This window comes from Rheinheimera tangshanensis (genome assembly GCF_014645135.1).
Taxonomy (GTDB): domain Bacteria; phylum Pseudomonadota; class Gammaproteobacteria; order Enterobacterales; family Alteromonadaceae; genus Pararheinheimera; species Pararheinheimera tangshanensis.
Genome location: NZ_BMLH01000004.1, coordinates 75,026 through 98,465 on the forward strand (window position 1 = coordinate 75,026; position 23,440 = coordinate 98,465).

Below are 23,440 nucleotides of genomic sequence, written 5' to 3' on the forward strand. Positions count from 1 at the left end.
ATCTATGTCCGACTCTTTTGCTCTGCTGCTGCGACAACAAAGTCTTTGGTTTGCAGCGCTGCCAGAATCTCTGCAGCTGCAACTTTTAGCTCAGGCTAAAACAATACAACTGGATACGGGGCAACGTTTATTCAGCCGCGGTGATGAGTTTGATGGCATCTATGTACTGTTATCCGGCGCTTTGCTGATTGCAGGTGTGCATAGTTCAGGCCGCGAGGCTTTGCTGACTATAGTGGAGGCGGGGGACTGGATAGGTGAAATTGCCTTGTTTGACCGCAAAGCCCGTACTCATGACGCTACCGCCAGCGTAGCTTGTCGGTTGCTGCATTTGAATAATTCAGCTTTGCAGCAATTAGTACAACAAGACCCGCTGTGGTGGCAACGCTTTGGCCAGTTACTGACAGAAAAAATGCGTTTAGTATTCCAGGCGCTGGAAGATATGAGTTTATTGCCCGTTTCAGTGCGTTTGGCCCGGCGTTTACTGATGTTATGCCGTTTGCATCAGCAAGATGAACGTTATCTGATCCCGGTGCAGCAGGAACAGCTGGGTCAGTTACTGTCGCTATCACGCCAGACTATTAACCAGTTGCTGCAGCAGCTGGCCGCAAGCGGGGTGATCCGCACCAGTTATGCTCAAATTGAGGTGCTGGATTTGAACTTGTTAAAACAAGCAGCCGAAATAGCTTTAAATTAAAGCGGGCTGATTGTCAGTTAGCCGACAGAGCTGCTATAGAGTTCTCCTTTAAAGTGGTTTTTTCAATCAGGAGAACCCTATGAAAACCTTAGCAGAACATTTAATTCAGTACGCCCATTACCACAGGGACCAGCGCAATATTTACACCCACTTTGCCGGTATTCCACTGATTGTGATTGCGTTATTTAGCTTATTGTCCTTTGAAATCACCGCTGGAATCACAGCCACTCATCTGCTGCTGGCGGGCTCTTTGCTATTTTATTTTCGTCTAAGTTTGAGTATGGGTCTGGTGATGCTGGTGTTTAGCGTAAGTTGTTATGCACTGGCGCTGCAATTGGTGGGGTTGGAAAGTAGCTCTGCCTGGTTAGGTTCCTCAATTGCAGTTTTTGTGTTCGGTTGGGTGCTGCAATTTATCGGGCATTATTTTGAAGGCAAAAAACCAGCTTTTGTTGACGATCTGGTGGGCTTGTTGATAGGGCCTTTGTTTGTGATGGCCGAAGTGCTGTTTTTGCTGGGTTTTGCTAAATCACTGCAACAGCAAATTGATCAAAGCGCCGGACCTGTGCATTAAGTTTCTAAGCTAGCTTTATTGCTAGGCTGCTTTATTACTAGGCTGGCTGGGCCAATCGGCTTACACTAGCCGTATTGTGAACAGTGGTTTGAAAAGCACAGGAAGTTGTGATTGTGGATTTAATACCGGGCCGCGCTGATTTGTGGTTTTTACCTTTGGGTGGCACAGGCGAAATTGGCATGAATCTGAATTTATATGGTCATGCAGGTCGGTGGTTAATGGTGGATTGTGGTGTGACTTTTAATAGTCCACTGCAGCCTGACAGCTTGCAAAAAGCCGATGTAGTGGCTGCCGATCCGGCTTTTATTGCCCGCCAGCCAGAGAATCTCTCTGGCATTGTCATCACCCATGCCCATGAAGATCATGTAGGTGCTCTGCCTGCGCTTTGGCCTCGTTTTAAATGCCCTGTTTATGCCACTGCTTTTACGGCTGAAATTCTGCGCCGTAAGCTCGCTGAAGTCGGACTTTTAGATAAAGTTCCTATCATTGAAGTGAAAACCGGCGACACCAAACATATTGGCCCTTTTGCAGTACAGTTTCTCGCTATTACCCACTCTATTCCAGAGCCGCATTGCCTGATGATTCGCACTGACGCAGGTTCGGTGTTTCACACCGCCGACTGGAAAATAGATGCAACACCTATGACAGGCAAGGCTTTTAAACCCCGGGTGTTTCAGCGTTTGGCACTGGAAAATGTCACAGCCATGGTCTGTGACTCGACCAATGCACTGCGTGAAGGCTTTTCTGTGTCGGAAAACGACTGTTATCAGGCCTTATTGCAGGTGATCGCAGAGGCGCAGGGCAGGGTGGTGGTGACTGGTTTTAGTAGCAACGTCGGGCGTTTAATTGCACTTGGCCGGGTGGCAAATAAAACCGGCCGTTATATGGCGTTGCTTGGCCGCTCTTTACAAAATATGGTCGGCGCTGCCCGTGCAACAGGGCACTGGCCAGAGGATATTCATCTGATCGACGCCAATGATTTAGGTTATTTACCCAAAGCTGAAGTGTTAGTGGTCGCGACCGGCAGTCAGGGCGAGCCTAAAGCCACGTTGAGCCGCTTAGCCGCTGATATGCAGCGTGAGCTGTCATTAGACAGCGGCGATTTAGTCATCTTCAGCTCCATTATCATTCCGGGCAATGAAGCTTTTATCGAAAAGCTGGTGCAGCAATTTCAGCAACGTGACATTCAAACCTTACAAAGCCACAACACAGAATTACCCATTCACGTGTCAGGGCATCCCTGTCGCGGCGAGCTGGAATTATTGTACAGTTGGGTCAAACCTCAGATTGCGGTGCCTGTGCATGGCGAAGCTGCGCATATAGCGGCTAACGCCGATGTGGCACGACAAAGCCAGGTGCCTGTTCAACTGACTGGCTTAAATGGTGATTTGTACGTGCTGTCGCCACAGCCTCGGATCTACAAACAAGTGGTCAACACTGGCCGTATTGCGCTGGTCAGGTCCTGATGATGCAGCTGCAGTGGCTTGATTCTATTAGTAAAGTCAAAGCAGCGGACTGGAATGCCTTATTCCCTGCTGACTACCCTTTTACCCGTCATGAGTTTTTACAGGCGCTCGAGTCAGGCGGTAGTGTAGGCAGCAGTTCTGGCCGGCAAACCGGCTGGCTGGTGCGGCATTTTGTCCTCTGGCAAGAGGATCAACTGATTGCCGCTGTGCCTGCTTATCTCAAATTGCATTCTTATGGCGAATACCTGTTTGACTGGTCTTTTGCCGAAGCTTATCAAAACTATGGTTTGGAGTATTACCCCAAGTTATTGCTGGCCATCCCTTTTACGCCCGCTGAAGGACCACGTCTGGGGTTGGCCGCAGGTATGGATAAAGCGCAATTGCTACAGTGGCTACAGCAAGGTGTCGGCCAGCTCAATCAGCTGTTGCCTTTGAGCCATCTGCAGTGCCTCTATGCTGAACCTGATGATCAGCAGGCGTTTCGTGACGCTGGTTTTGTTGAACGTTTTGATGTGCAGTTTTTATGGTCCAATCAGGGCTTCCAGAGTTTTAATGACTTTCTTGCGGTACTGACTGCACGTAAACGTAAACAAATCCGCAAGGAAAGGGCGACGGTTGCAGAGCAGGGCGTTGTGCTTAAAACTTTAAGTGGTGCTGATTTGGATTTCGCCTTCTGGCAGCAGTTTTACGGATTTTATTGTGATACCTATCAAAAACGTTCCCGTCATAATGGTTATTTAACAGCTGAAACTTTCAGGCTGTGGGGCCAGACTATGGCAAAGCGAATAGTCGTTTTTGCCGCTTTTGCCGATGAAAAAATGCTGGCGGCTTCTTTGTGTTTCCAGTCAGAAACTAGCTTGTATGGTCGTTATTGGGGTTGTGCTGAAGACTTTAACTTTCTGCATTTTGAATGTTGTTATTACAGTGGTATAGAGTATTGCATCAAACAGGGACTGCAGTTTTTTGATGCTGGTGCTCAGGGCGAGCATAAGTTACAACGCGGTTTTGCGCCTGTGCTAAGGCACGGTTTTTATCAGTTTACTGAAAAAGCACAGCATAAAGCCTTGAATGAAGCGATAGCCCGTTATTGCCTGCAAGAGCAAAAGGCGCTGGAGCAGTATCGGCAAGAGGCAGAACTCAGTCTGCCTTTTGCCAACCGGGTTGATGAACGCTGAGGCTGCTAAGCCTTAGGGATTTTGTCAAAATCTGCAGCGCTATGGCGTTCCGGTAGCTGCTCATGCGCTTCACCCCAGTTGCGGTTCACCTTCACTGCGCGTTGTGCCGCGGGGCGGGCATCAATTTGTTTCGCCCAGCGCTGCAGGTGTGTATAACTTTGCACATCCAGAAACTCAGCGGCATTGTATAAACGGCCTAAAACTAAAGCGCCATACCAGGGCCAAATCGCCATATCGGCAATACTGTAGTCATCGCCAGCAATAAAGCTATGCTGAGCCAGTTGCTTGTCCAGCACGTCTAACTGACGTTTGGTCTCCATTGCATAACGGTTAATAGGGTATTCGTACTTTTCCGGTGCATAGGCATAAAAGTGACCAAAACCGCCACCGACAAAAGGTGCGCTGCCCATTTGCCAGAATAACCAGTTCAGCACTTCAGTGCGTTTCGCCAGCTCTTTTGGCAGGAAGTCACCAAACTTTTCAGCCAGATACAATAAAATAGAACCTGACTCAAATAACCGGATACCTGTGCTGCGATCAAACAAAGCCGGAATTTTACTGTTCGGGTTGACTCCGACAAAACCACTGCCAAATTGATCGCCATCACGAATGCTGATTAACCAGGCATCGTAATCTGCCTTTTTATGTCCGGCTTGCAGCAGCTCTTCCAGCAGCAACGTGACTTTGACTCCGTTTGGTGTCGCCATCGAATACAGCTGCAAATCATGTTGGCCTACTGGCAAATCTTTATCCTGGGTGGCGCCTGAGATGGGTCTGTTGATACTGGAAAATGCGCCGCCGTTTTGGCTGTCCCAGCTCCAGACTTTAGGCGGGGTATAGGTAGTGCTCATAGCTTCTCCGGTTGTGTTGGATGCATAAAGGCTTTGATTGATATTGGTTTTGTATGGGCAGATCTCAAGGTGTAGCCAGAGCCTTTTGCCGAATTGCATTCAGCACTGTACAATCCGGCTTTTTCAGCAGACAGGGATCTTATGTTCAGCCTCGCAACTTTAGCGCAACACACAGCACCACTGAGTCGTATAAATCTCTCTGATGGCCTGACTGAATTCCCTGCTGAGCTATATAGGTTTACCGATAGTCTGGAAATTCTGGACCTGTCCGGCAATCAGTTGTCGGATTTACCCGCAGATTTACACCGCTTTAAAAAACTAAAACGGCTTTTTTTAACCTCAAATAACTTCCGCCATATCCCCGCGGTATTAAGCCATTGCCCGGCTTTGGTTATGGTAAGTTTTAAAGGCAATCAGCTCAGTCAGTTTGCTGAAGCTTCTTTGCCGCAGCAGCTGGAGTGGCTGATATTAACCGACAATCAGCTGACTGAATTACCAAAAGATTTTGGCCGTTACACCAAACTGCGTAAAGTGGCGCTGGCGGGTAATCGGCTGTCAGCGTTACCTGATTCGATGCAGCAATGCCGTGATTTGGGCTTATTGCGCTTATCGTTGAATAGCTTTGAATCTTTCCCGGATTGGTTATTTGCATTGCCCAAATTAGCCTGGCTGGCGTTGGGTGCTAATCCCGCTTGTCCTGTGCCAGAAGCTCAAGCTATTACCGCTCATCGCTTGTCGGATTATCAGTTGTTGCAAAAACTTGGCGAGGGCGCATCCGGTGTGATTTATCAGGCGCGTTTTGAGCAGGATGCAGAACCGGTGGCGTTAAAACAATTTAAAGGCTGGGTCACCAGTGATGGTTGCCCACAAGATGAGATGAATAACTACCTTAATGCGGGTGAACATCCAAATCTGATCGCCGTCAAAGCCAGGTTAAAAGACTGCGATTTGCCCGGTTTAGTGATGGAGTTGGTGCCAGCGTCTTTTTCCGTACTTGGCCAACCTCCTTCGTTTGATACTTGTACCCGCGATACCTTTACGCAAGGCCAGAGCTTAACTTTGGTGCAGCTCAAACAGCTGGCGGAACAGGTTGTCCGGGTCATGGCCCATTTGCATCAAAAGCGGATCTGCCATGGCGACTTGTATGCCCACAATATGCTGGTCAATGCCGGGCAGCAACTGTATCTGGGCGACTTTGGAGCAGCTACAGCGTTAAACGATTTACCACAGCAACAACAGCAGTTGTTTTGTAAGCTTGAAGTCAGAGCTTTTGCTTATTGGCTGCTGGACATGCAGAGTTTGTTATCGGCCCATGAAGCTGCAGTCTTTGAAAAACACTATGCAGCCATACTGCAGTGTTGTATGCAGTCAGAGCCAGGTAACAGACCGGATTTTGACGAGTTACAATCCTTGATGAGCCTCTGATCTGATAGGAAAGATTGATACGTAGAGGGCACTGGTAAGATAAATCTTACAGCCGCAGCGCTGGAGTTTTAGAGCAGTTATTACTACAGTAAAAGGCAGTAGGTTTTTTCTGTTTTCGTCACAAGGAAGAGGTTGAGACAGGCTTATGTCTTTGAAGTTATTGATAGTAGACGACAGTCAGGTGTGTTTGGTATTAACCAGAGGTTATGTTCAGACGTTCAGAGCTGATTGGGTTTGTACCCTTGCAGAAAGTGCTGAACAGGCCATGGCGTTGATTGAAAAGCAAGCTTTTGATGTTTATGCGCTGGATTATAATTTGCCTGGCCGCAATGGTCTGGAGCTGGCTCGTTGGATCCGAGAGCGGGATCAGCAATGTTTTATTGGCTTGTTAACCTCTAACATTATGAATTATGTCGAAGACCAGGCGATTAGTGACAATATTCATTATTACCGAAAACCTGCAAAACCTGATGTGATACAACAATTTGTCAGCGATATTGAAGGTTCGTCCCTCTGTATTTGAGGCTCTGCTTTGTTGACAGCGCTGCTCGCTCAGTCACGTGGGGTTACTATGTCGCAGGGGTTTTGCTCGCTTGTCGTCCTGCTGTAATTCCAATTACTTGGATATATAAAAGAGCTTATTTTAATAACTTAGTGAAATAAGCTTTGACACTGCTCTGAAAACCTATACACTGGCCTTGCTTTGTTAGTCTGTTCATTATTTATGCACCACAATGATTGTTACTGTTGTTTTAGTACGTCCTGTATTCATAAGTTAAAACTCTCTTTCAGCACCACCGCCTGATACCAGGCAAATTAAAATTTATTAAATACAGGTACATACCATGTCTAATACAACTACCGGCACAGTAAAATGGTTCAACGAGACTAAAGGTTTCGGTTTCATCGAACAGGCTTCAGGTCCAGACGTTTTCGCTCACTTCAGCGAAATTTCAAGCACGGGTTTCAAAACTCTGCAAGAAGGCCAACGTGTACAGTTCACTGTAACACAAGGTCAAAAAGGCCCACAGGCTGAGAAAATCGTTGTTCTGTAATTTTTAATTACAGTCACCTGGGTTAGCAGATTTAATCTGATTTCACGGGTCACAACAGAAAAAAGGCAACTGCATCGCAGCTGCCTTTTTTTATGGCCGTGATTCGGCGGCAGGGCGACAAAGAGTTCGGGGCGCTCAGCACAGCTGGGCCAATTCCAGTCTGACTACGTATAGCAACTACATTGCCTGTTCTGTCGGATTTTTATGAACAACAAATCTACTAAATTACCCCGCCAGCCTTTGGCTCGTTTAGGCGGATTGGCCTCTTTGGCTGGTCGTATCGCCGGTTCTGTGCTGGTCAATGGTGCGAAACAGCTAGCGCAGGGACAAAGTCCAAAAGCCAAAGACTTGCTATTAACACCAGCTAATTTGCTGCGGGTGAGTGACAAGCTGGCACAGCTGCGTGGAGCTGCGATGAAAGTGGGGCAGTTACTGTCGATGGATGCCGGAGATCTGCTCCCTGCAGAACTGGCTGAGATACTGGCAAGGCTGCGCTCGAACGCCAATCCTATGTTACCGAAAGAACTCGCGCTGGTGCTGCGTACCGAACTGGGTGAGCAGTGGCAACAACATTTTTCGCAATTTACTTTTTCTCCTATGGCGGCGGCTTCTATTGGCCAGGTGCATCTGGCACACCACGACAACAGTCAGAAGCTGGCAGTCAAAGTGCAGTATCCCGGCGTTCGACAGAGTATCGACAGCGATGTGGAGAATGTAGCTCTGCTGCTGAAAATCAGTGGTCTGGTGCCTGATGGTGTTGATTATCGCTCTTTGCTTGAGGAAGCCAAGCTGCAGTTGCATCAGGAAGCCGATTATGTGCAAGAGGCCGCCTATTTGCAGCGTTACCGTGCTCTGCTTGCCGGTGATGACCAATTCGTTTTGCCTGTGCTTTACCCTGAACTTTGTACCTCACAATTGATGACCATGAGTTTTGTTGATGCTGTACCTATAGAATCACTGGAGAAGTATCCACAAGCAGTGCGTGATCAGGCGATGACACAGCTTTTTGCTTTGTTATTCAGAGAGATTTTTGAATTTAAGCTGGTACAAACTGATCCTAACTTTGCCAACTACCTGTATCAGCCCGAATCTGCCAAACTGGTGCTGCTGGATTTTGGTGCTTGTCGTGATTATCCGGAGCAGATCAGCCAGGGCTATCGTTTGTTACTTAGTGCTGCAGTGCAGAATGATCGGGTGGGGATGGAACTGGCGATGCGGCAGATTGGTTTTTTTAGTCAGGATATATTGCCCGGACAAAAACAAGCCATTCTGGCCTTGGTGCAGCTGATTTCCGAGCCTGTGCAGCAGAACAGGGCTTATGCCTTTGGTCAGACGGATCTGGCACAGCGTGTGCGTAAGGCTGGTACCGCTTTGAGTATACAGCAGAATTACTGGCATACACCACCGGTAGCCGCCATATTTTTACATCGGAAGATGGCGGGTTTCTATTTACTGGCTGCCCGGCTGAATGCCAGAGTGAATGTCAGGCAGTTATTAGAACCTTACCTTGCCTGATAGGATATTGTTTGGCTTGGCGCAGCAAGTGCAGGATGTTGCTCTGATCCACGGCTTTACCGAACCAATACCCCTGGCCAAACTGGCAACCGGCAGAGAGTAAAAACTCCTGCTGGGCCTGACTTTCCACACCTTCGGCAATCACGTCCAGACCCATGGCATTGGCCATAGCAATAATGGCGCTGGTGATCTGACGATCATTGGTGTTGTCAGGTAAGGTTTTGATAAAACTACGATCTATTTTCAGGCAGTTGATGGGTAAATGCCGTAAATAAGACAAGGAAGAGTAACCTGTGCCGAAATCGTCAATCGCCAGACGAATACCAAGTTGACGTAGTTTTTGCAGCACACGCTGAGTTTCAGCTGCCCGCTCAGGCAGCAGGCAACTTTCCGTAATTTCCAGCTCCAGCAGTTGAGGGTCCACTTCAGACTCAGCGAGGATTTGTTTAAGTTGCGACAGAAACTGCGGGTCCGCCAGTTCTTTGGCTGAGATATTTACTGCCACAGGCACTGCAAGCGGTCCCCACTGTTGTAACTGATGGCAGACCTGCCTTAGCACCTGCTGTCCTAACTGATGGATCAGGCCTAAGGTTTCAGCGATGGGAATAAAATCTGCGGGAGCGACCTGGCCTAATTCCTGATCCTTCCAGCGCACCAGAGCCTCCAGACTATGTAATTGTCCTGTTTTCAGCTCAACTTTGGGTTGGTAATGCACTTGCAACTGCTGTTGCGATAAGGCTTTACGCAGCGCTTGCTCCAGTTGCAAGGCCTGATCATGGCGCTGCCCAAGGCTGGAGTTATAAATGCTGTAATTGTTACGCCCCGACTCTTTTGCCTGATACATCGCAGCGTCAGCACACTTCAGCAGTTCGCTGGCGGTATGGCCATGCTGCGGATAAATACTGATACCAACACTAGTGGTTAATGCCAGTTCGTTCTGCTGGATTTGAAAAGGCAGTTCAAACTGCGCCACTATGCGCTGTGCCAGTTTCACGATTTCCTCTTTAGCCTCACATTCAGGCACCAGCATAGTAAACTCATCGCCGCCGAGGCGTGCAACAGATTCGCCTGCTCTGCTGGCTTTTTGCAATCGTTTTGCCACCTGGCGCAGTGCCTCATCGCCCGCCTGATGACCCAGGGTATCGTTGATCCGCTTAAATAAGTCTAAGTCGAGAAACAGCACTGCTAATTGGTGATGGTGACGTTTAGCGTTCGCCAGCGCCTGCTCCAGTCGGTCCTGAAATAAACGTCTGTTGGCAAGGCCGGTTAGTTCGTCAAAATAGGCCAGTTCGTGGATTTTCTGCTCGCGTTTTTTACGCTCTGTGATGTCGGAGAAAATGGCGGCGTACTGATTAATTGCACCTTGATCATTACGCACCGCGCTGATAGACAGCCACTCGGGGTAGATTTCACCATTTTTACGTTTATTCCAAATTTCGCCTTGCCAATAGCCCTGCTGCTGCAGTCCTTGCCACATCTGCTGGTAAAAGAGTTGATCGTGTTGACCTGAACTCAACAGGCTGGGGGTTTGACCTAAAGCTTCGTCAGCGCTGTAGCCAGTGAGTTTACAAAAGCTGGGATTGACCGACTGGATGATCCCTCTGGCGTCGGTGATCATCACCGCATCATGGGAGGCTTCTATCACTTTGTAAGCTAAACGCAGGCTACTTTCAGAGGTACGTAACGCCTTGTCTCTGGCCTGCAACGCAGCCTTTAACTCACTGATATACAAATGTTCCATATTCAGCAGTATATGGTTGTGGGATAACAAACCTACAGGTTGACCATAGCTATCAGTCACACCTAAATGGCGAAACCCTTGTTCGCGCAGCAGCCGTACCGCTTGTAACAAACTACTGCGCAATGGCAGTGTCAGTAAGGGCCGGGTTGCTACTTCAGCTAAAGTACAAAGGGTACGCTCTGTGGCGACAAAATGCACCAGATCACGTTCTGTCACTATGCCATATTCCGCATCAGCGCCAGAGTGTTCAAACCGGACTATGGCTGCGTCTCGCTGAGTTTGCTGCATCAAAATGGCGGCTTGTGCCACAGTCAGCTCTGACTGCAGTGATAACGGCAACTCCACCAGAATAGAGCTGATATCACGCAGCATTAAATAATGCTCCAGCGGTTGCTGATGGATCAGATCGGTTTGTGTGACTATGCCAATAGCCTGATGCATTGTGTCTGTAACCAGTAAGCGTCTGATATTTTTTTGTTTCATTAACGCGGCAGCTTCACTGATACTGCAGCGATCCGGTACCGAAAGTACGGGACAGCTCATCACCTGTGACACCGGCTGATGTAATACTGAGGGAGCAGAAAGATCCAGTTTTTTACAGTCTGACTCGGTCCAGATCCCCAGAATGAGTTCATTTTTTTTCACCAAAATACAACTGATATTGTGCTGTCGCATCAAGCTTGCCGCCTGTTGCACTGAAGTCTGTGGTTCGCAGCAGATCAGGTTTTTTTGCAGCACGTGCGCCACAGTCTGGCCAGAAGACAAAGAGGGTAAGCTGATGCTCGATGGCGGATTCATGGCAAGAACAGTTCCTGTGTCTGAAAATATACCGACATGCTAAAGCCTTGGATGAGGTTGCCTCTTGATCTGAAACAACAGTGATGAATTTAAGCCAGTCGTTGTGCTCTTTTTAGGGAGTCAGGTTGCGCTAGATAGAGAAATCGATTACCTGAATATATTTATATTAAATTCAATGGTTTAATTATTTTTATTCTATTGCTTTAGAAAAAGTTTTGGTAAACGTTTACCTTGGGTGTTATAAAGACGCTGTGCACTGCTGATCCCGTACAAAAATCAGCCCAGCGCATACAAAAATAACAATTGATACCGACAGGGGTAGGAAATGACAGGCAAATTCAAATTGACCGTTGTAGCTTTAGCTATGACGCAAATTTTTGCTATGCAGCATGCACAAGCGCAAAGCGAAGAAAATAGCACTCAACAAAACGCTGAAAAAGCACAGCAGCAAATTGAAACCATAGAAGTTAAAGGTTTTGGTGCCACGCTGAGCAAGTCGTTAATGCAGAAAAAGTTTTCAGAATCAACGGTAGAAATTATCTCTACCGATGATTTAGGTCAGTTACCTGACGTGACTATCGCTGACTCTCTGGGCCGTTTGCCTGGTGTAGCGGCAGAGCGTGACCGTGGTAATGCCAGTAGTATTTCTATCCGTGGTTTAGGTGCACGTTTAAACGCTGCCACCATGAATGGCCGTGAAATTGTCAGTGCTGAGCCTAGCCGTGACGTACGTTACGAGCAATTCCCTGCCGAACTGATTAACTCAGTGGAAGTATATAAAAGCCCGATGGCGAATAACCTCGAGGGGGGGATCGCCGGTCTGGTTAATATGAATTTTGTCAGTCCTTTGGCAAAAGATAAACGCATGATCAATATCAGCGGTCATCTGATGGATTACCAGATGGGAGATGATTTACCTGGTGCGGACAGTTCAGGTGAAAAAGCCAGTTTCTCTTATGTGGATCAATGGGCTGATAATTTTGGTGTGGTTTTTGGTATAACTTATCAGGATCAACCCTCAGTACAACGTGAAACCGCCTCGTACTCCTACAATAAAGTTGAAGCCGATCAAGGTGATGTAAACGGCGACGGTATTAAAGAAGCTGCGCCATGGGGCGGTAAAGCCGGTACTAAAGTCGGCAACACCGAACGCGTTGGTAGTCTGATGATCCTCGAGTGGGAGCCTGCAGAGACAGTGAACCTGAAATACGATCTGTTTTATTCCAAATTTGATATTGAAGAGCGTGAAGATCAGTTCTGGTTTGATGGCTGGGGCAACTGGCAAGACAGCAATAACTGGGGTTACAACAATTCAGCCACGACTCCGACTATTGTGACCCGTCCTGATGGCTCACAACAACTGACTGGTGGCGGTATTTTATGGGGCGCGCATTCAGCCAATAACGCCACCTGGTTTCAGGAAAACCACCTGTTAAGTACGGGTTTAAAAACCACTGTAACCGGTGATGTCTGGACTTCAACTTATGATGTTGGCTATTCAGAAGCGGGTATCGAGTCGCGTTGGGTCAATATTACTTCGGCTTATAATGGCCCAACTCCGCTGGATATCAGCTGGAGCAATGCCGGTGGTCGTTTAGCTATTCAAACTAATGAAGACATTGGTAACCCTGATTATTACAGCATCACAGGGATGAATGTTGATACAGATCGCGATTTAACCGACGAAATGGTCAGTGTCAGAGCTGATTTTGAACGTAACATCGAATGGGGTGTGTTCGAAACACTGGTGATAGGTGGCCGTTACAGCGACCGCGATAAAGATAACGATGTGCAAAGCTGGTGGCAGGCTCCTGTCAATACTGGCCTGACTGATTATGGTTACAGCTATCAGTTGGGTGGCGATTTTGTCTCGCCAAATCTGTATGGCTTTAAAGACTGGAATTCGACTATGACTCAGGCCTTCGGTGGCATAGATGATCGTAGCCAGCATGCCAAAACGGATCAGGACAGAGTCAATAGCTGGTATGTAGGTGAAACCAACACTGCCGCTTATTTTATGTTGAAGATGGCTGGCGAATTAGGTGACTTACCCTACACAGGTAACTTTGGTGTGCGTTATGTCAGAACAGATTCAACGTCCTCAGGTTATCAGTTTAAAGACGGTACTTATTCGCCTATTTCTGTTGATCACGACTACGACGAAATTTTACCTGCCCTGAATATGGTTTTCTCTGTCAGCGAAGAAGCTCAGGTGCGTTTTGGAATGTCGCGTGCGCTGTCACGTCCGCCTTTGGTAGAGATGCGTACAGGCTTCCAACTGGACTCACAAAGCCCGGTTAAAACCGGTTCAGGTGGCAATCCAACCCTGGATCCATTTGTCGCGGATCAAATTGACTTAGGCTACGAGTATTACTGGTCCAGCGACCAGGCTATGACAGTGTCTACTTTCTTTAAAGACTTAAAAACTCATGTCGGTAGTTCGACCGATGTAATGATAGTAGACGGTGTTGCCTATGACTTTACCGGTCCTATTAACGGTGACGGTGGTCAAATCAAAGGCTTGGAGCTGATGTATCAGCAGGCTCTGACTATGTTACCTGCGCCATTTGATGGTTTAGGTTTCTACGCCAACTACTCACTGACTGACAGTAATGTGACCGAATTTGTGCCGGAAGATAATCCATTGCCTTTAGGTGGCTTATCCCGCCATGTGGGTAACCTGACCTTGTGGTATTACAAAGCAGGTTTTGATGCCAAGGTCTCTTACAACTACCGTAGTGCCAACACCCGTGTTGGTAGCTGGACGCCAACGGAAATCACCAGAGCTAAAGCAGAACGTACTGTAGATGCCAGCTTGTCATACGAAGTGACAGAAGCCTTTAAGGTGATGTTGCAGGCACAAAACCTGACGAATGAAGAAGCTGTCACCTATTTTGATAACGATCCAAGCCGTCCGGCCAGTTATCAGGAATGGGGCCGTCGTTTCCTGTTAGGTTTCTCTTACTCCATGTAAGTAGCCTGTTATTCAGCAGATAAAACCCGGCCTTAGGGCCGGGTTTTCTGAAGAAAATCATTTTCACGGAAGCCAGACTGATGTCCTTATCTCCCTCTCATATTCTGCTGACTGGTGCCTCATCGGGCATAGGCCGTGCTTTGGCTGTGGCTTTAGCGGCGCAAGGCCATAGCTTAAGTTTATGTGGGCGTGATCCTGTCAAGTTAGCTCAGACCCTCGCTTTGCTGCCAAACGATTCTCCAGTGTTCAGCCAGTGTTTTTCGGTGACAGAACCAGCCGCTATCCAACAGTTTTGCCAACAGGCCACACAGCAGTTTGGTCAGGTCGATGTGCTGATTAATTGTGCTGGCGGTAATAGCAGTCGAAAAGCTGCCATAGATCCGGATTGGTTAGCTCTGCAGCAGATGATGCAGCTGAACTTTTATGCGCCGCTGCATTTTATCCAGCAGTTGGTGCCGGGGATGCAGCAGCAAGGAAAAGGCATAGTGCTGAATGTGCTATCCACTGTATGTTTATTTTCTAACCCCGGTATTTCCGCTTATAGCGCCAGCAAGGCAGCGCTTGATAGCTACAGCAAAGTGCTGCGTAAAGAGCTAAACGGCACAGGAGTAAAGGTGTTGTCTCTTTATCCTGGCGGGGTAGATACCGAATTTCGTGTTGCCAGCAGACCTGATTATTTGTCTGCTGAAGAGGTAGCTGACGCCATTCTGCTGATGCTGGCAAGCTCAGCCAAAGCTCATATCCACGAGCTGGTGGTCAGGCCTTCGATTGAAACTAATTTTTGCTAAGTCCTGTGCAGTAAAGCAGGCGTATTAAAAGGAATTCTCCAGTGTTGAAGTACTTCATACAATCTTTGGCTGTGTTGGCCTTATTGCTGCAGTATGCATGCAGCCCGGTTGCCGAATCTTCTAAGGGCGAGCAGTCACCGAAAGTTGCAGTAGCCACAGAGCAGAATTTAAATGCGGACTGGCAGTTTTATAAAAGTCAGTCTGCTGATTTAACGGCAAAACCAGAAGACTGGCAGCAGGTCAACTTACCTCATACGCCACAGATTGAGCCTTTGCTGGTGAATAACCAATGGCAGGGTTTTGCCTGGTACCAAAAGTCTCTTACCATAGCGCCAGAGTGGCAAGGTAAGCAGCTACTGATCCGTTTTGAAGCGGCGATGAATCATGCTCAGGTCTGGTTAGGCGATAAACTGATAGGCGAGCATTTGGGCGGCTATTTGCCTTTTACTCTTGATTTAACGCCTTATGTCGCCGCAGGGCAGACTTATCAACTGACCGTCAAACTGGATAACAGAGACAACGAAGTGACAGGGCCGAAACCTTTGGCTCAACTGGATTTTAATACCTACGGTGGTTTATATCGCGACGTACGTTTACTGATTAAAAACCCTGTGCATATCACAGATGAAATGCTGGCCAATGAAGTGGCTGGGGGCGGTATTTTTGTTACTTATCCAAAAGTGGATAAAACAGAATCCGTTGTTGCGGTAAAAACCCAGTTAGTGAATAAATCTACTGCAGGCGCAGAACTGGAATTAGTGCAGCAGTTGTTTGCCGGTGAGCAGTTAGTGACAGAAGTCAGCTCAGGTCCCATTCAACTGGCGGCCGGGGCTAAGGTAGATCAGCAGCAACAGCTGAGGGTGAAAAATCCGAGCCTGTGGAGCCCGGCTAGTCCGTTTTTATACAGCCTGAACACAGTACTGAAACAAAATGGCGATGTGATTGAGCGTCAGCAGCAACAGATAGGTATCCGCAGTTTTGCCTTTAACGATAAACACCAGCTGCTGATTAACGGCGAGCTTACTTTTTTACGCGGCGTAAACCGCCATCAGGAATACCCTCATGTCGGTTATGCCACTTCGCCTCAGGCCGACTACCGAGACGCGGTGAAAATTAAATCTGCTGGTTTTGATTATGTACGTTTATCGCATTACCCACATTCCAAAGCTTTTATGCAGGCAGCAGATGAACTGGGTTTAGTGCTGATGAATGCGATTTTAGGCTGGCAGTATTATCAGCCAACCGAAGCTTTCCGTGCTCAGACGATACAGAGTTGCCGCGATTTAATCCGCCGTGATCGTAACCACGCCAGCGTCTTGGCCTGGGAATGTTCACTGAATGAATCTGCTATGCCGGATGAATTTGTTGCAACCTTACACAACACAGTCAAACAAGAGTTTCCTGGTGCTTATTCTGCCGGCTGGCAGCATGGCTACGATATGTACCTGCAAGCGCGTCAGCACCGTCAGATGCATTATGAAACACCCACAGTGCCTTACAATGTGTCTGAGTACGGCGACTGGGAATATTATGCGCAAAATGCTGGTTTTAATCAGGACAGCTGGGGGGATTTGAAAGAAGAAGCCCGTACCAGCCGTCAGTTATTAAGCCATGGTGAAGCCCGTTTATTACAGCAAGCCCGTAATGTACAGGAAGCTCATAACGACAACCTGACGACACCTGCTTATGCCGATGGTTATTGGGTAATGTTCGATTACAACAGGGGTTATGCCCAGGATCTGGAAGCATCCGGTATTATGAGCATTTACCGTTTGCCTAAATACAGCTACTACTTTTACCAAAGCCAGCGCCCGGCGTCGGAACAATCCGATAAGTATCAGTCTGGTCCCATGGTCTTTATCGCCAGTGAATGGCAACAAGGTTCCAGTGCACAAGTGCGCGTTTTCAGTAATGCTGAAGAGGTTGAGCTGTTTTTAAATGGCGTGCTGGTTAGCCGTAATGAGCCATCGACAGATAAATTTTCGACCCATTTGCCACATCCGCCTTTTGAGTTTGATGTAAAAGAGTTCAAGGCAGGGCAGCTAGTGGCCAAAGCTTATATCGCAGGCAAAGAGGTGGCGACTCATCAGGTGACGACTCCTGATCGTGCTGCCAGCTTAAAGCTGACCGTCGACACCAGTGGTGTAGCGCCTGTGGCTGGTGATTTAGTCTTTGTGTATGCACAAGTGCTGGACAAAAACGGCCAGTTGGTACCTTTAAATAACCAAATTATTGAATTTAAAGCCAGTGGTGATATTGAAGTGATCAACCCTGAACCTGCTTTTACTGAACAAGGCAAAGCCGCTGTGTTAGTGAAACTAGGTGCTGAATTTAGCCAGGCTAAGCTTGAAGCCAACTCCAAAGTATTGGCGATCAAAAGCGAAGCTATCTCTATAACAAAGGAATAACAGTATGCGTATTTTAGTCACGGGTGGCGCTGGTTATATAGGCTCTCATACTTGTCTGGAGTTACTCAATTCTGGCCATCAGGTCGTGGTAGTCGACAACCTGAGTAACAGTAGTGTTGAGGCGTTAAAACGGGTCGAGCAACTGACAGGCCAGAGCATTAAGTTTTATCAGGCCGATATTCGTGATGAAAAAGCGCTTTCTGCTATCTTTGCTGCGGAAAAAGTGGATGCAGTTATTCACTTTGCCGGTTCTAAAGCTGTTGGTGAATCTGTTGCTAAACCTTTGTTTTATTATGAAAACAATGTCAGCGCTTCAGGCTTACTGATGCAGGTGATGTTGCAGCATCAGGTCAAAACACTGGTATTTAGCTCCTCAGCTACTGTCTACGGCGAGCCGGTATCGTCGCCAATACGGGAAGATTTTGCCGTCCACCCTGAAAGTCCTTATGGTCGTTCCAAGCTGATGGTGGAGCAGATCATGTCTGATCTGGTGGTGGCTCAACCAGATTTCAGCGCCATAAGTCTGCGTTACTTTAACCCTGTAGGTGCACATGAGTCAGGCTTGATTGGTGAGGACCCAAATGGTATTCCAAATAACCTGATGCCTTTTATTAATCAGGTGGCTATAGGCCGCAGGCCCTATTTATCTGTGTTTGGTGATGATTACGACACGCCGGATGGGACTGGCGTGCGGGATTATATCCATGTCTGTGATTTAGCCTCAGGCCATGTCAAAGCTTTAGAAACTCTGCATCAGAATGCCGGTTTTCATGTGTTTAACTTAGGCACTGGCCAGGGCGTTTCTGTGCTGGAAATGGTCGATGCTTACCGTCGTATTTCAGGCCAGCTGATCGCCTATCAGGTGGCGCCACGTCGTCCCGGTGATATCGCTTGTTATTACGGTGACCCTTCTTTAGCGGCGGAAAAACTCGGCTGGAAAGCAGAGCGGGGTTTGGATCAGATGGTAGCGGATAGTTGGAAGTGGCAGAAATTAAACCCCCACGGTTATACCCGTCGTTCTTGACGCTGCAGCTTTGTTGACTGCGTATTCAAGCCCCAGTCACATAGGTAACTATGCTCCTGGGGTCTTGAACACTTGTCGCCTCGCTGCAACGGCAATTACTTAGGGTATGTAAAACGTAGGAATTAAGTGAAAGGTTGGAGTTATAAATGTCTGAATTTAATGCAAAAGATCATCCGCACCGCAGATACAACCCTTTGACCGGGGATTGGGTGCTGGTATCGCCACACAGAGCGAAAAGACCATGGCAGGGGCAGATTGAAACTGCAGCTACCGAGCAGAATCCTTCTTATGACCATAGCTGTTTTTTATGTCCAACCAACACTCGTATTTCAGGTGACGTAAATCCTGACTATAAAAAGCCTTATGTCTTTACCAATGACTTTGCTGCTTTAACCGCAGATACACCTTTTTATCAGCGCTCAGACGATGATTTATTTGTATTAAAAGCAGAGCGTGGCACCAGCAGGGTAATTTGTTATTCACCGGATCACAGCCTGACGATGCCTGAGCTGAGTGTGGCTGATATTCAGAACATAGTGGAAGAATGGATCCGCCAGTACAAAGACTTATCCAAAACCTACAACTGGGTGCAGGTGTTTGAAAACAAAGGCGCTATTAACGGCTGCTCTAATCCGCATCCTCATGGTCAGATTTGGGCCAACAGCACTGTGCCTACTTTGCCTGCCAAAGCCGATCAAGCGCAGCGTGAATATTTAGCTAAACACGGCAAAAACCTGTTACTCAATTATGCTGCTTTGGAGCAACAAAGTGGCGAACGTACTGTAGTGGAAAACGAGCATTGGCTGGTCGTAGTACCATTCTGGGCCAGCTGGCCTTTTGAAACTCTGGTATTGCCAAAAGCTCATGTACGCCGGATGGAAGAATTAACTTCAGAGCAGCAGGCGGCGCTGGCGGACATTCTGCAGCAAATTACTATTCGCTACGATAACCTATTCCAGTGCTCTTTCCCTTATTCGATGGGCTGGCATAGTGCGCCTTATCAGAATGATGCTGGCGCTGAGACGTCAGAAAGCATCGATCACTGGCAGCTGCATGGCCATTTTTACCCGCCGTTATTGCGTTCTGCCACCATTAAAAAGTTTATGGTGGGCTACGAAATGCTGGCTGAAACCCAACGTGATATGACTCCTGAACAGGCTGCTGAACGCTTAAAACAGCAAAGTCCTGTGCATTACAAACAGCAGAGCAAGGTTTAATACAGATGCAATTACTAAAGCAAGTACAGCAGGCATTTGCCGAACATTATCAGCAGCAGGGCGAATTTGCCTTCAGAGCACCGTGTCTTACCATGCGCTATTAACTACGACACTGTGGTGGTTGCTACACCTCGCAATGACAAAAAGGTGCGGGTGCTGGCGCTGGATTATCAGCAGCAAGTGGATGAGTTTGAACTGACGTTTCCGCTGGATAAACATCCGAAGTACCAATGGGCCAACTATGTCCGTGGTGTGGCCAACAGCCTGATGCAAAAAGGTTTTAACCTGGTAGGTTGTGACTTAGCTATCAGCGGCAATGTGCCACAAGGGGTAGGTTTAAGCTCTTCAGCGTCCTTAGAAGTCGCTTTGGGCCTGACCTACAGCACTTTGGCGGGCGTTGAACTCTCCAGCCGTGACAATGCGCTCAATGGTCAGCATGCAGAAAACCACTTTGTTGGCTGCAACTGCGGCATTATGGATCAGCTGATTTCTGCGCAGGGCAAAGCCGCTCATGCGTTATTGATTGATTGTCGCAGCCTCGACAGCACAGCAGTTTCAGTGCCCACAGATATGGCTGTGATGATTATCAACTCCAATGTAAAACGTGGCCTAGTGGATAGCGAATACAACACCCGCCGTCGTCAGTGTGAAGAAGCTGCCGCTATTTTTGGTGTCAAAGCCTTACGGGATGTCAGCTGGACTACTTTTGCTGCGAAGCAAGGTGAACTGGATCCAGTAGTGGCCAAACGTGCCCGCCATGTGATTACTGAAAACGATCGCACTGAATTAGCCGCTAAAGCTTTAGCTGAGCACGATATTAAGCTTTTGAGCCGCTTAATGGCTGAATCTCACTTGTCGATGAAAAACGACTTTGAAATCACTGTGCCAGCTATCGATGCGCTGGTGGAGATGATTGGCAACACTTTAGGTGATACAGGCGGTGTGCGGATGACAGGCGGTGGTTTTGGTGGTTGTGTGGTGGCTTTAGTGCCACAGGGCCGTGTAGATGATATTCGTGCTTTGGTGGAACGTGAGTACCCGGCACAAACCGGTTTAACAGCCGGTATTTTTGTCTGCACCGCCAGTCAGGGCGCAGAGCAGATTCTGGCATGAACCAGAGCCCAATAGCCTTAGATAAAGGCACAGGTTTAGAAGTAGAGTTGTTGCCTTTTGGCGCAACAATCCGCTCTATCCGCCTGTTTGGTCAGGAGCTGACGCTGAATTATCCGCAAGTGGCAGATTATCAAACAGATGAGTTTTATCTGGGCGCTACTGCAGGTCGGGTTGCTAATCGTATTGCCAATGGCCGTTTTGAACTTAATGGCACAAGCTATCAGCTTGATTGTAATAATGGCCCCAATCACTTACATGGTGGTGTGACTGGTTTTAACCGCCGTCAGTGGCAAGTGCTGAAGCAGCAAGCTGACTCGGTGCAATTGTATTTACGCTCTGCCGATGGTGACCAGGGCTATCCGGGCGCAGTGCAGGTCTGGCAGCAGTTCCGTATTGTTGATCAGCAGTTGGAGTTGTCCTTTTTAGCCATGTCCAACAAAGATACTGTACTGAATTTAACCAATCATTGTTATTTCAATCTGAATAACGACGGTACTTCTATTGAAAACCATCAGTTACAGATCACAGCACCCCATTATTTGCCAACAGATGAAAGTGCCATCCCAACCTCAGAGCGCCGTGCAGTAGCAGGCACAGCTTTTGACTTTAGCCAGGCTAAATTAGTCGGATCTGCACTTTTGCAGCAGGACCCGCAGCTGGCCTTGGCCAATGGTTTTGACCACTGTTTTATCTGGCAAGGTGCTGATGCTGCAGAGTTAAAACGGATGGCGGTATTAAGCTCAGCTCAAAGTGGCCGTCAGCTTGAAGTATTCAGCACTCAGCCTGGTTTACAGCTTTATACAGGGAATTTTCTGGCTGTACCTTTTACACCACGACAGGGGCTTTGTCTGGAAGCCCAGGGCTGGCCTGATGCGATTAATCAACTTGGCTTTCCCAGCACTCTGCTCAAAGCAGGTGAGTTGTATCAGCAACTAATAGTGTATAAATTCAGTTAGCTAAAAAACTGGTAACCATAACAACAAGACATACCCGGCTGTTCTGATGTTGCAGCGCAGCAACATCAGCGACGGGTAAAACAGGGTAAGGATAAAGATGACTTTAAGTAATTTAGATTTGGCGATCCTCGCCATATACGTGCTTGGCCTGGTCGGGCTGGCTTATTATATTTCCCGGGAAGAAAAGGGACATAACAAAGACACCAATGACTATTTTCTGGCCGGCAATACCTTACCCTGGTGGGCTATTGGTGCGTCCTTGATCGCCGCTAATATTTCGGCTGAACAAATTATTGGTATGTCGGGTTCTGGTTATGCCATAGGTATGGCGATAGCAGCTTACGAATGGATGGCAGCTATCACCTTGTTGCTGGTCGGTAAATTCTGTTTACCGATTTTCCTGAAACGTAAAATTTATACTATGCCGCAATTCCTGCAGCAGCGGTTTGACAACAGAGTGCGCACCACCATGGCGCTGTTCTGGATGGCTGTGTATGTGTTTGTGAACTTAACTGCAGTGTTGTGGTTAGGCGCTTTGGCTATTAATACAGTGACTGGTGTCGACATGACCACCAGCATGTTTATTTTGGCAACTTTGTCTGTGGCTTATTCCTTGTACGGTGGCTTAAAAGCTGTGGCTTACACCGACATTATTCAGGTGGTGTTGTTGGTCGGCGGTGGTTTATTCCTGTCCTTTATGTCGCTGGATATGTTGGGCGCTGGCAATGGCTTATGGGCTGGTTTTGACCGCTTACTGACTGAAGTGCCGGAAAAATTCGATATGATTTTAACGCCGGACAGCCCACATTATGTCAGCTTACCAGGCTTGTCTGTGCTGTTAGGTGGTATGTGGATTATGAACCTGAGTTACTGGGGTTTTAACCAATATATTATCCAGCGCACTTTAGCGGCAAAAGACTTAGCTGAAGCACAAAAAGGTATTGTGTTTGCCGCCTTCCTGAAAGTGTTAATGCCGGTGATAGTGGTGCTGCCAGGTATAGCAGCAGTGTTGTTGTTGCCAGATTTAAGCAAGCCGGATCAGGCTTATCCGCAACTGCTGAGCATGATGCCGTCCGGTATTAAAGGCTTAATTTTTGCTGCTTTAGTGGCTGCTATTTTGTCGAGCCTTGCTTCGATGACCAACAGCGTCGCGACCATTTTTACTATGGATATTTACTCGCAGTTTAACAAAGACCAGAGCCAGCAGCATTACGTCAAAGTAGGTCGTATAGTCAGCCTGGTGGCTTTGGTGATTGCAGTCTTTACTGCTAAGCCATTGCTGGGCGAATTCGATCAGGCCTTCCAGTATATTCAGGAATTTACCGGCTTCTTTACACCAGGCATAGTGGTGCTGTTTTTATTAGGTATGTTCTGGTCTCGTACTACAGCAACTGCCGCTTTAGTGGCTGCTATCAGCTCAGCTGTGCTGAGCTGGATTTTCAAAGTGGCTTTGCCAGAAATGCCATTTATGGACCGCGTAGGTTTAGTGTTCCTAAGCTGTTTAGCTTTAGCTATAGTGGTCACTTTATTCCAGCGTCAGGGCAAACATCCTCATGCGGTGGAACTGAGCGACATCAGTTTTGAAACCCGTCCAAGCTTTAATTTGTATGCCGTATTGATCACTCTGATTGTGGCAGCCTTTTATATCGCCTGGTGGTAACAATGCAGC

General features: G+C 47.7%; 18 protein-coding genes. 16 read left to right on the forward strand and 2 right to left on the reverse strand.

Annotated elements, in window-relative coordinates; genetic code table 11:
- The first annotated feature begins 4 nt into the window (after positions 1 to 4).
- The 4 genes from IEW88_RS09325 (at position 5) to IEW88_RS09340 (ending at position 3,906) form a co-directional block, all read left to right on the forward strand.
- Entirely contained in the window at positions 5 to 694 is a 690-nt protein-coding gene (locus IEW88_RS09325; RefSeq protein ID WP_147903978.1) for a Crp/Fnr family transcriptional regulator, read from the forward strand.
- A 79-nt stretch (positions 695 to 773) separates the two neighbouring features.
- Complete coding sequence (locus tag IEW88_RS09330; RefSeq protein WP_147903979.1) at positions 774 to 1,265, forward strand: Mpo1 family 2-hydroxy fatty acid dioxygenase; 492 nt, start codon at positions 774 to 776, stop codon at positions 1,263 to 1,265.
- 113 nt (positions 1,266 to 1,378) lie between these two features.
- Positions 1,379 to 2,731, forward strand: coding sequence for a ribonuclease J (locus IEW88_RS09335; RefSeq protein ID WP_185148579.1), 1,353 nt, complete (start codon positions 1,379 to 1,381; stop codon positions 2,729 to 2,731).
- On the forward strand, positions 2,731 to 3,906 hold the full coding sequence (locus IEW88_RS09340) for a GNAT family N-acetyltransferase (protein ID WP_229670423.1): 1,176 nt from the start codon (positions 2,731 to 2,733) through the stop codon (positions 3,904 to 3,906). Before IEW88_RS09335 ends, IEW88_RS09340 begins: the two co-directional genes overlap by 1 nt.
- Before the next feature lie 5 nt (positions 3,907 to 3,911).
- Here the strand turns inward: IEW88_RS09340 and yghU are convergent, their stop codons facing one another.
- The gene (gene yghU, locus IEW88_RS09345; RefSeq protein ID WP_147903980.1) at positions 3,912 to 4,757 is read right to left on the reverse strand and encodes a glutathione-dependent disulfide-bond oxidoreductase; all 846 of its coding nucleotides are present in this window, start codon (positions 4,755 to 4,757) and stop codon (positions 3,912 to 3,914) included.
- A 141-nt stretch (positions 4,758 to 4,898) separates the two neighbouring features.
- On the opposite strand from yghU, the gene IEW88_RS09350 reads away from it, so the two are divergent.
- The 4 genes from IEW88_RS09350 to IEW88_RS09365 all read left to right on the forward strand — a co-directional run bounded on the left by IEW88_RS09350 (position 4,899) and on the right by IEW88_RS09365 (position 8,752).
- Positions 4,899 to 6,182, forward strand: a complete 1,284-nt coding sequence (locus tag IEW88_RS09350; protein WP_147903981.1) for a protein kinase — start codon at positions 4,899 to 4,901, stop codon at positions 6,180 to 6,182.
- A gap of 151 nt (positions 6,183 to 6,333) precedes the next feature.
- Positions 6,334 to 6,705, forward strand: coding sequence for a response regulator (locus IEW88_RS09355; RefSeq protein ID WP_229670425.1), 372 nt, complete (start codon positions 6,334 to 6,336; stop codon positions 6,703 to 6,705).
- A 322-nt stretch (positions 6,706 to 7,027) separates the two neighbouring features.
- The gene (locus tag IEW88_RS09360; RefSeq protein ID WP_008897616.1) at positions 7,028 to 7,237 is read left to right on the forward strand and encodes a cold-shock protein; all 210 of its coding nucleotides are present in this window, start codon (positions 7,028 to 7,030) and stop codon (positions 7,235 to 7,237) included.
- Positions 7,238 to 7,441: 204 nt separating this feature from the next.
- The gene (locus IEW88_RS09365; protein ID WP_147903983.1) at positions 7,442 to 8,752 is read left to right on the forward strand and encodes an ABC1 kinase family protein; all 1,311 of its coding nucleotides are present in this window, start codon (positions 7,442 to 7,444) and stop codon (positions 8,750 to 8,752) included.
- On the opposite strand, the gene IEW88_RS09370 is transcribed toward IEW88_RS09365, so the two are convergent.
- Entirely contained in the window at positions 8,721 to 11,291 is a 2,571-nt protein-coding gene (locus IEW88_RS09370; protein WP_147903984.1) for an EAL domain-containing protein, read from the reverse strand. The two genes, IEW88_RS09365 and IEW88_RS09370, sit on opposite strands and share 32 nt — an antisense overlap.
- Positions 11,292 to 11,616: 325 nt before the next feature.
- On the opposite strand from IEW88_RS09370, the gene IEW88_RS09375 reads away from it, so the two are divergent.
- From IEW88_RS09375 to IEW88_RS09410, 8 genes are all read left to right on the forward strand, one after another.
- Positions 11,617 to 14,265, forward strand: coding sequence for a TonB-dependent receptor (locus IEW88_RS09375; RefSeq protein ID WP_147903985.1), 2,649 nt, complete (start codon positions 11,617 to 11,619; stop codon positions 14,263 to 14,265).
- A gap of 80 nt (positions 14,266 to 14,345) precedes the next feature.
- Positions 14,346 to 15,053, forward strand: a complete 708-nt coding sequence (locus tag IEW88_RS09380) for an SDR family NAD(P)-dependent oxidoreductase (RefSeq protein WP_147903986.1) — start codon at positions 14,346 to 14,348, stop codon at positions 15,051 to 15,053.
- Positions 15,054 to 15,094: 41 nt separating this feature from the next.
- Entirely contained in the window at positions 15,095 to 17,461 is a 2,367-nt protein-coding gene (locus IEW88_RS09385) for a glycoside hydrolase family 2 protein (protein ID WP_147903987.1), read from the forward strand.
- Positions 17,462 to 17,465: 4 nt separating this feature from the next.
- Positions 17,466 to 18,485, forward strand: a complete 1,020-nt coding sequence (gene galE, locus IEW88_RS09390; RefSeq protein WP_147903988.1) for a UDP-glucose 4-epimerase GalE — start codon at positions 17,466 to 17,468, stop codon at positions 18,483 to 18,485.
- A gap of 146 nt (positions 18,486 to 18,631) precedes the next feature.
- The gene (locus tag IEW88_RS09395) at positions 18,632 to 19,702 is read left to right on the forward strand and encodes a UDP-glucose--hexose-1-phosphate uridylyltransferase (protein WP_147903989.1); all 1,071 of its coding nucleotides are present in this window, start codon (positions 18,632 to 18,634) and stop codon (positions 19,700 to 19,702) included.
- Positions 19,703 to 19,738: 36 nt separating this feature from the next.
- Positions 19,739 to 20,815 (forward strand): galactokinase, encoded by a 1,077-nt coding sequence (galK, locus tag IEW88_RS09400; protein WP_188713506.1) that lies wholly within the window; start codon positions 19,739 to 19,741, stop codon positions 20,813 to 20,815.
- Entirely contained in the window at positions 20,812 to 21,771 is a 960-nt protein-coding gene (locus tag IEW88_RS09405; protein ID WP_147903991.1) for an aldose epimerase family protein, read from the forward strand. Before galK ends, IEW88_RS09405 begins: the two co-directional genes overlap by 4 nt.
- 97 nt (positions 21,772 to 21,868) lie before the next feature.
- Positions 21,869 to 23,431 (forward strand): sodium/sugar symporter, encoded by a 1,563-nt coding sequence (locus tag IEW88_RS09410; RefSeq protein ID WP_147903992.1) that lies wholly within the window; start codon positions 21,869 to 21,871, stop codon positions 23,429 to 23,431.
- Positions 23,432 to 23,440: the final 9 nt, after the last annotated feature.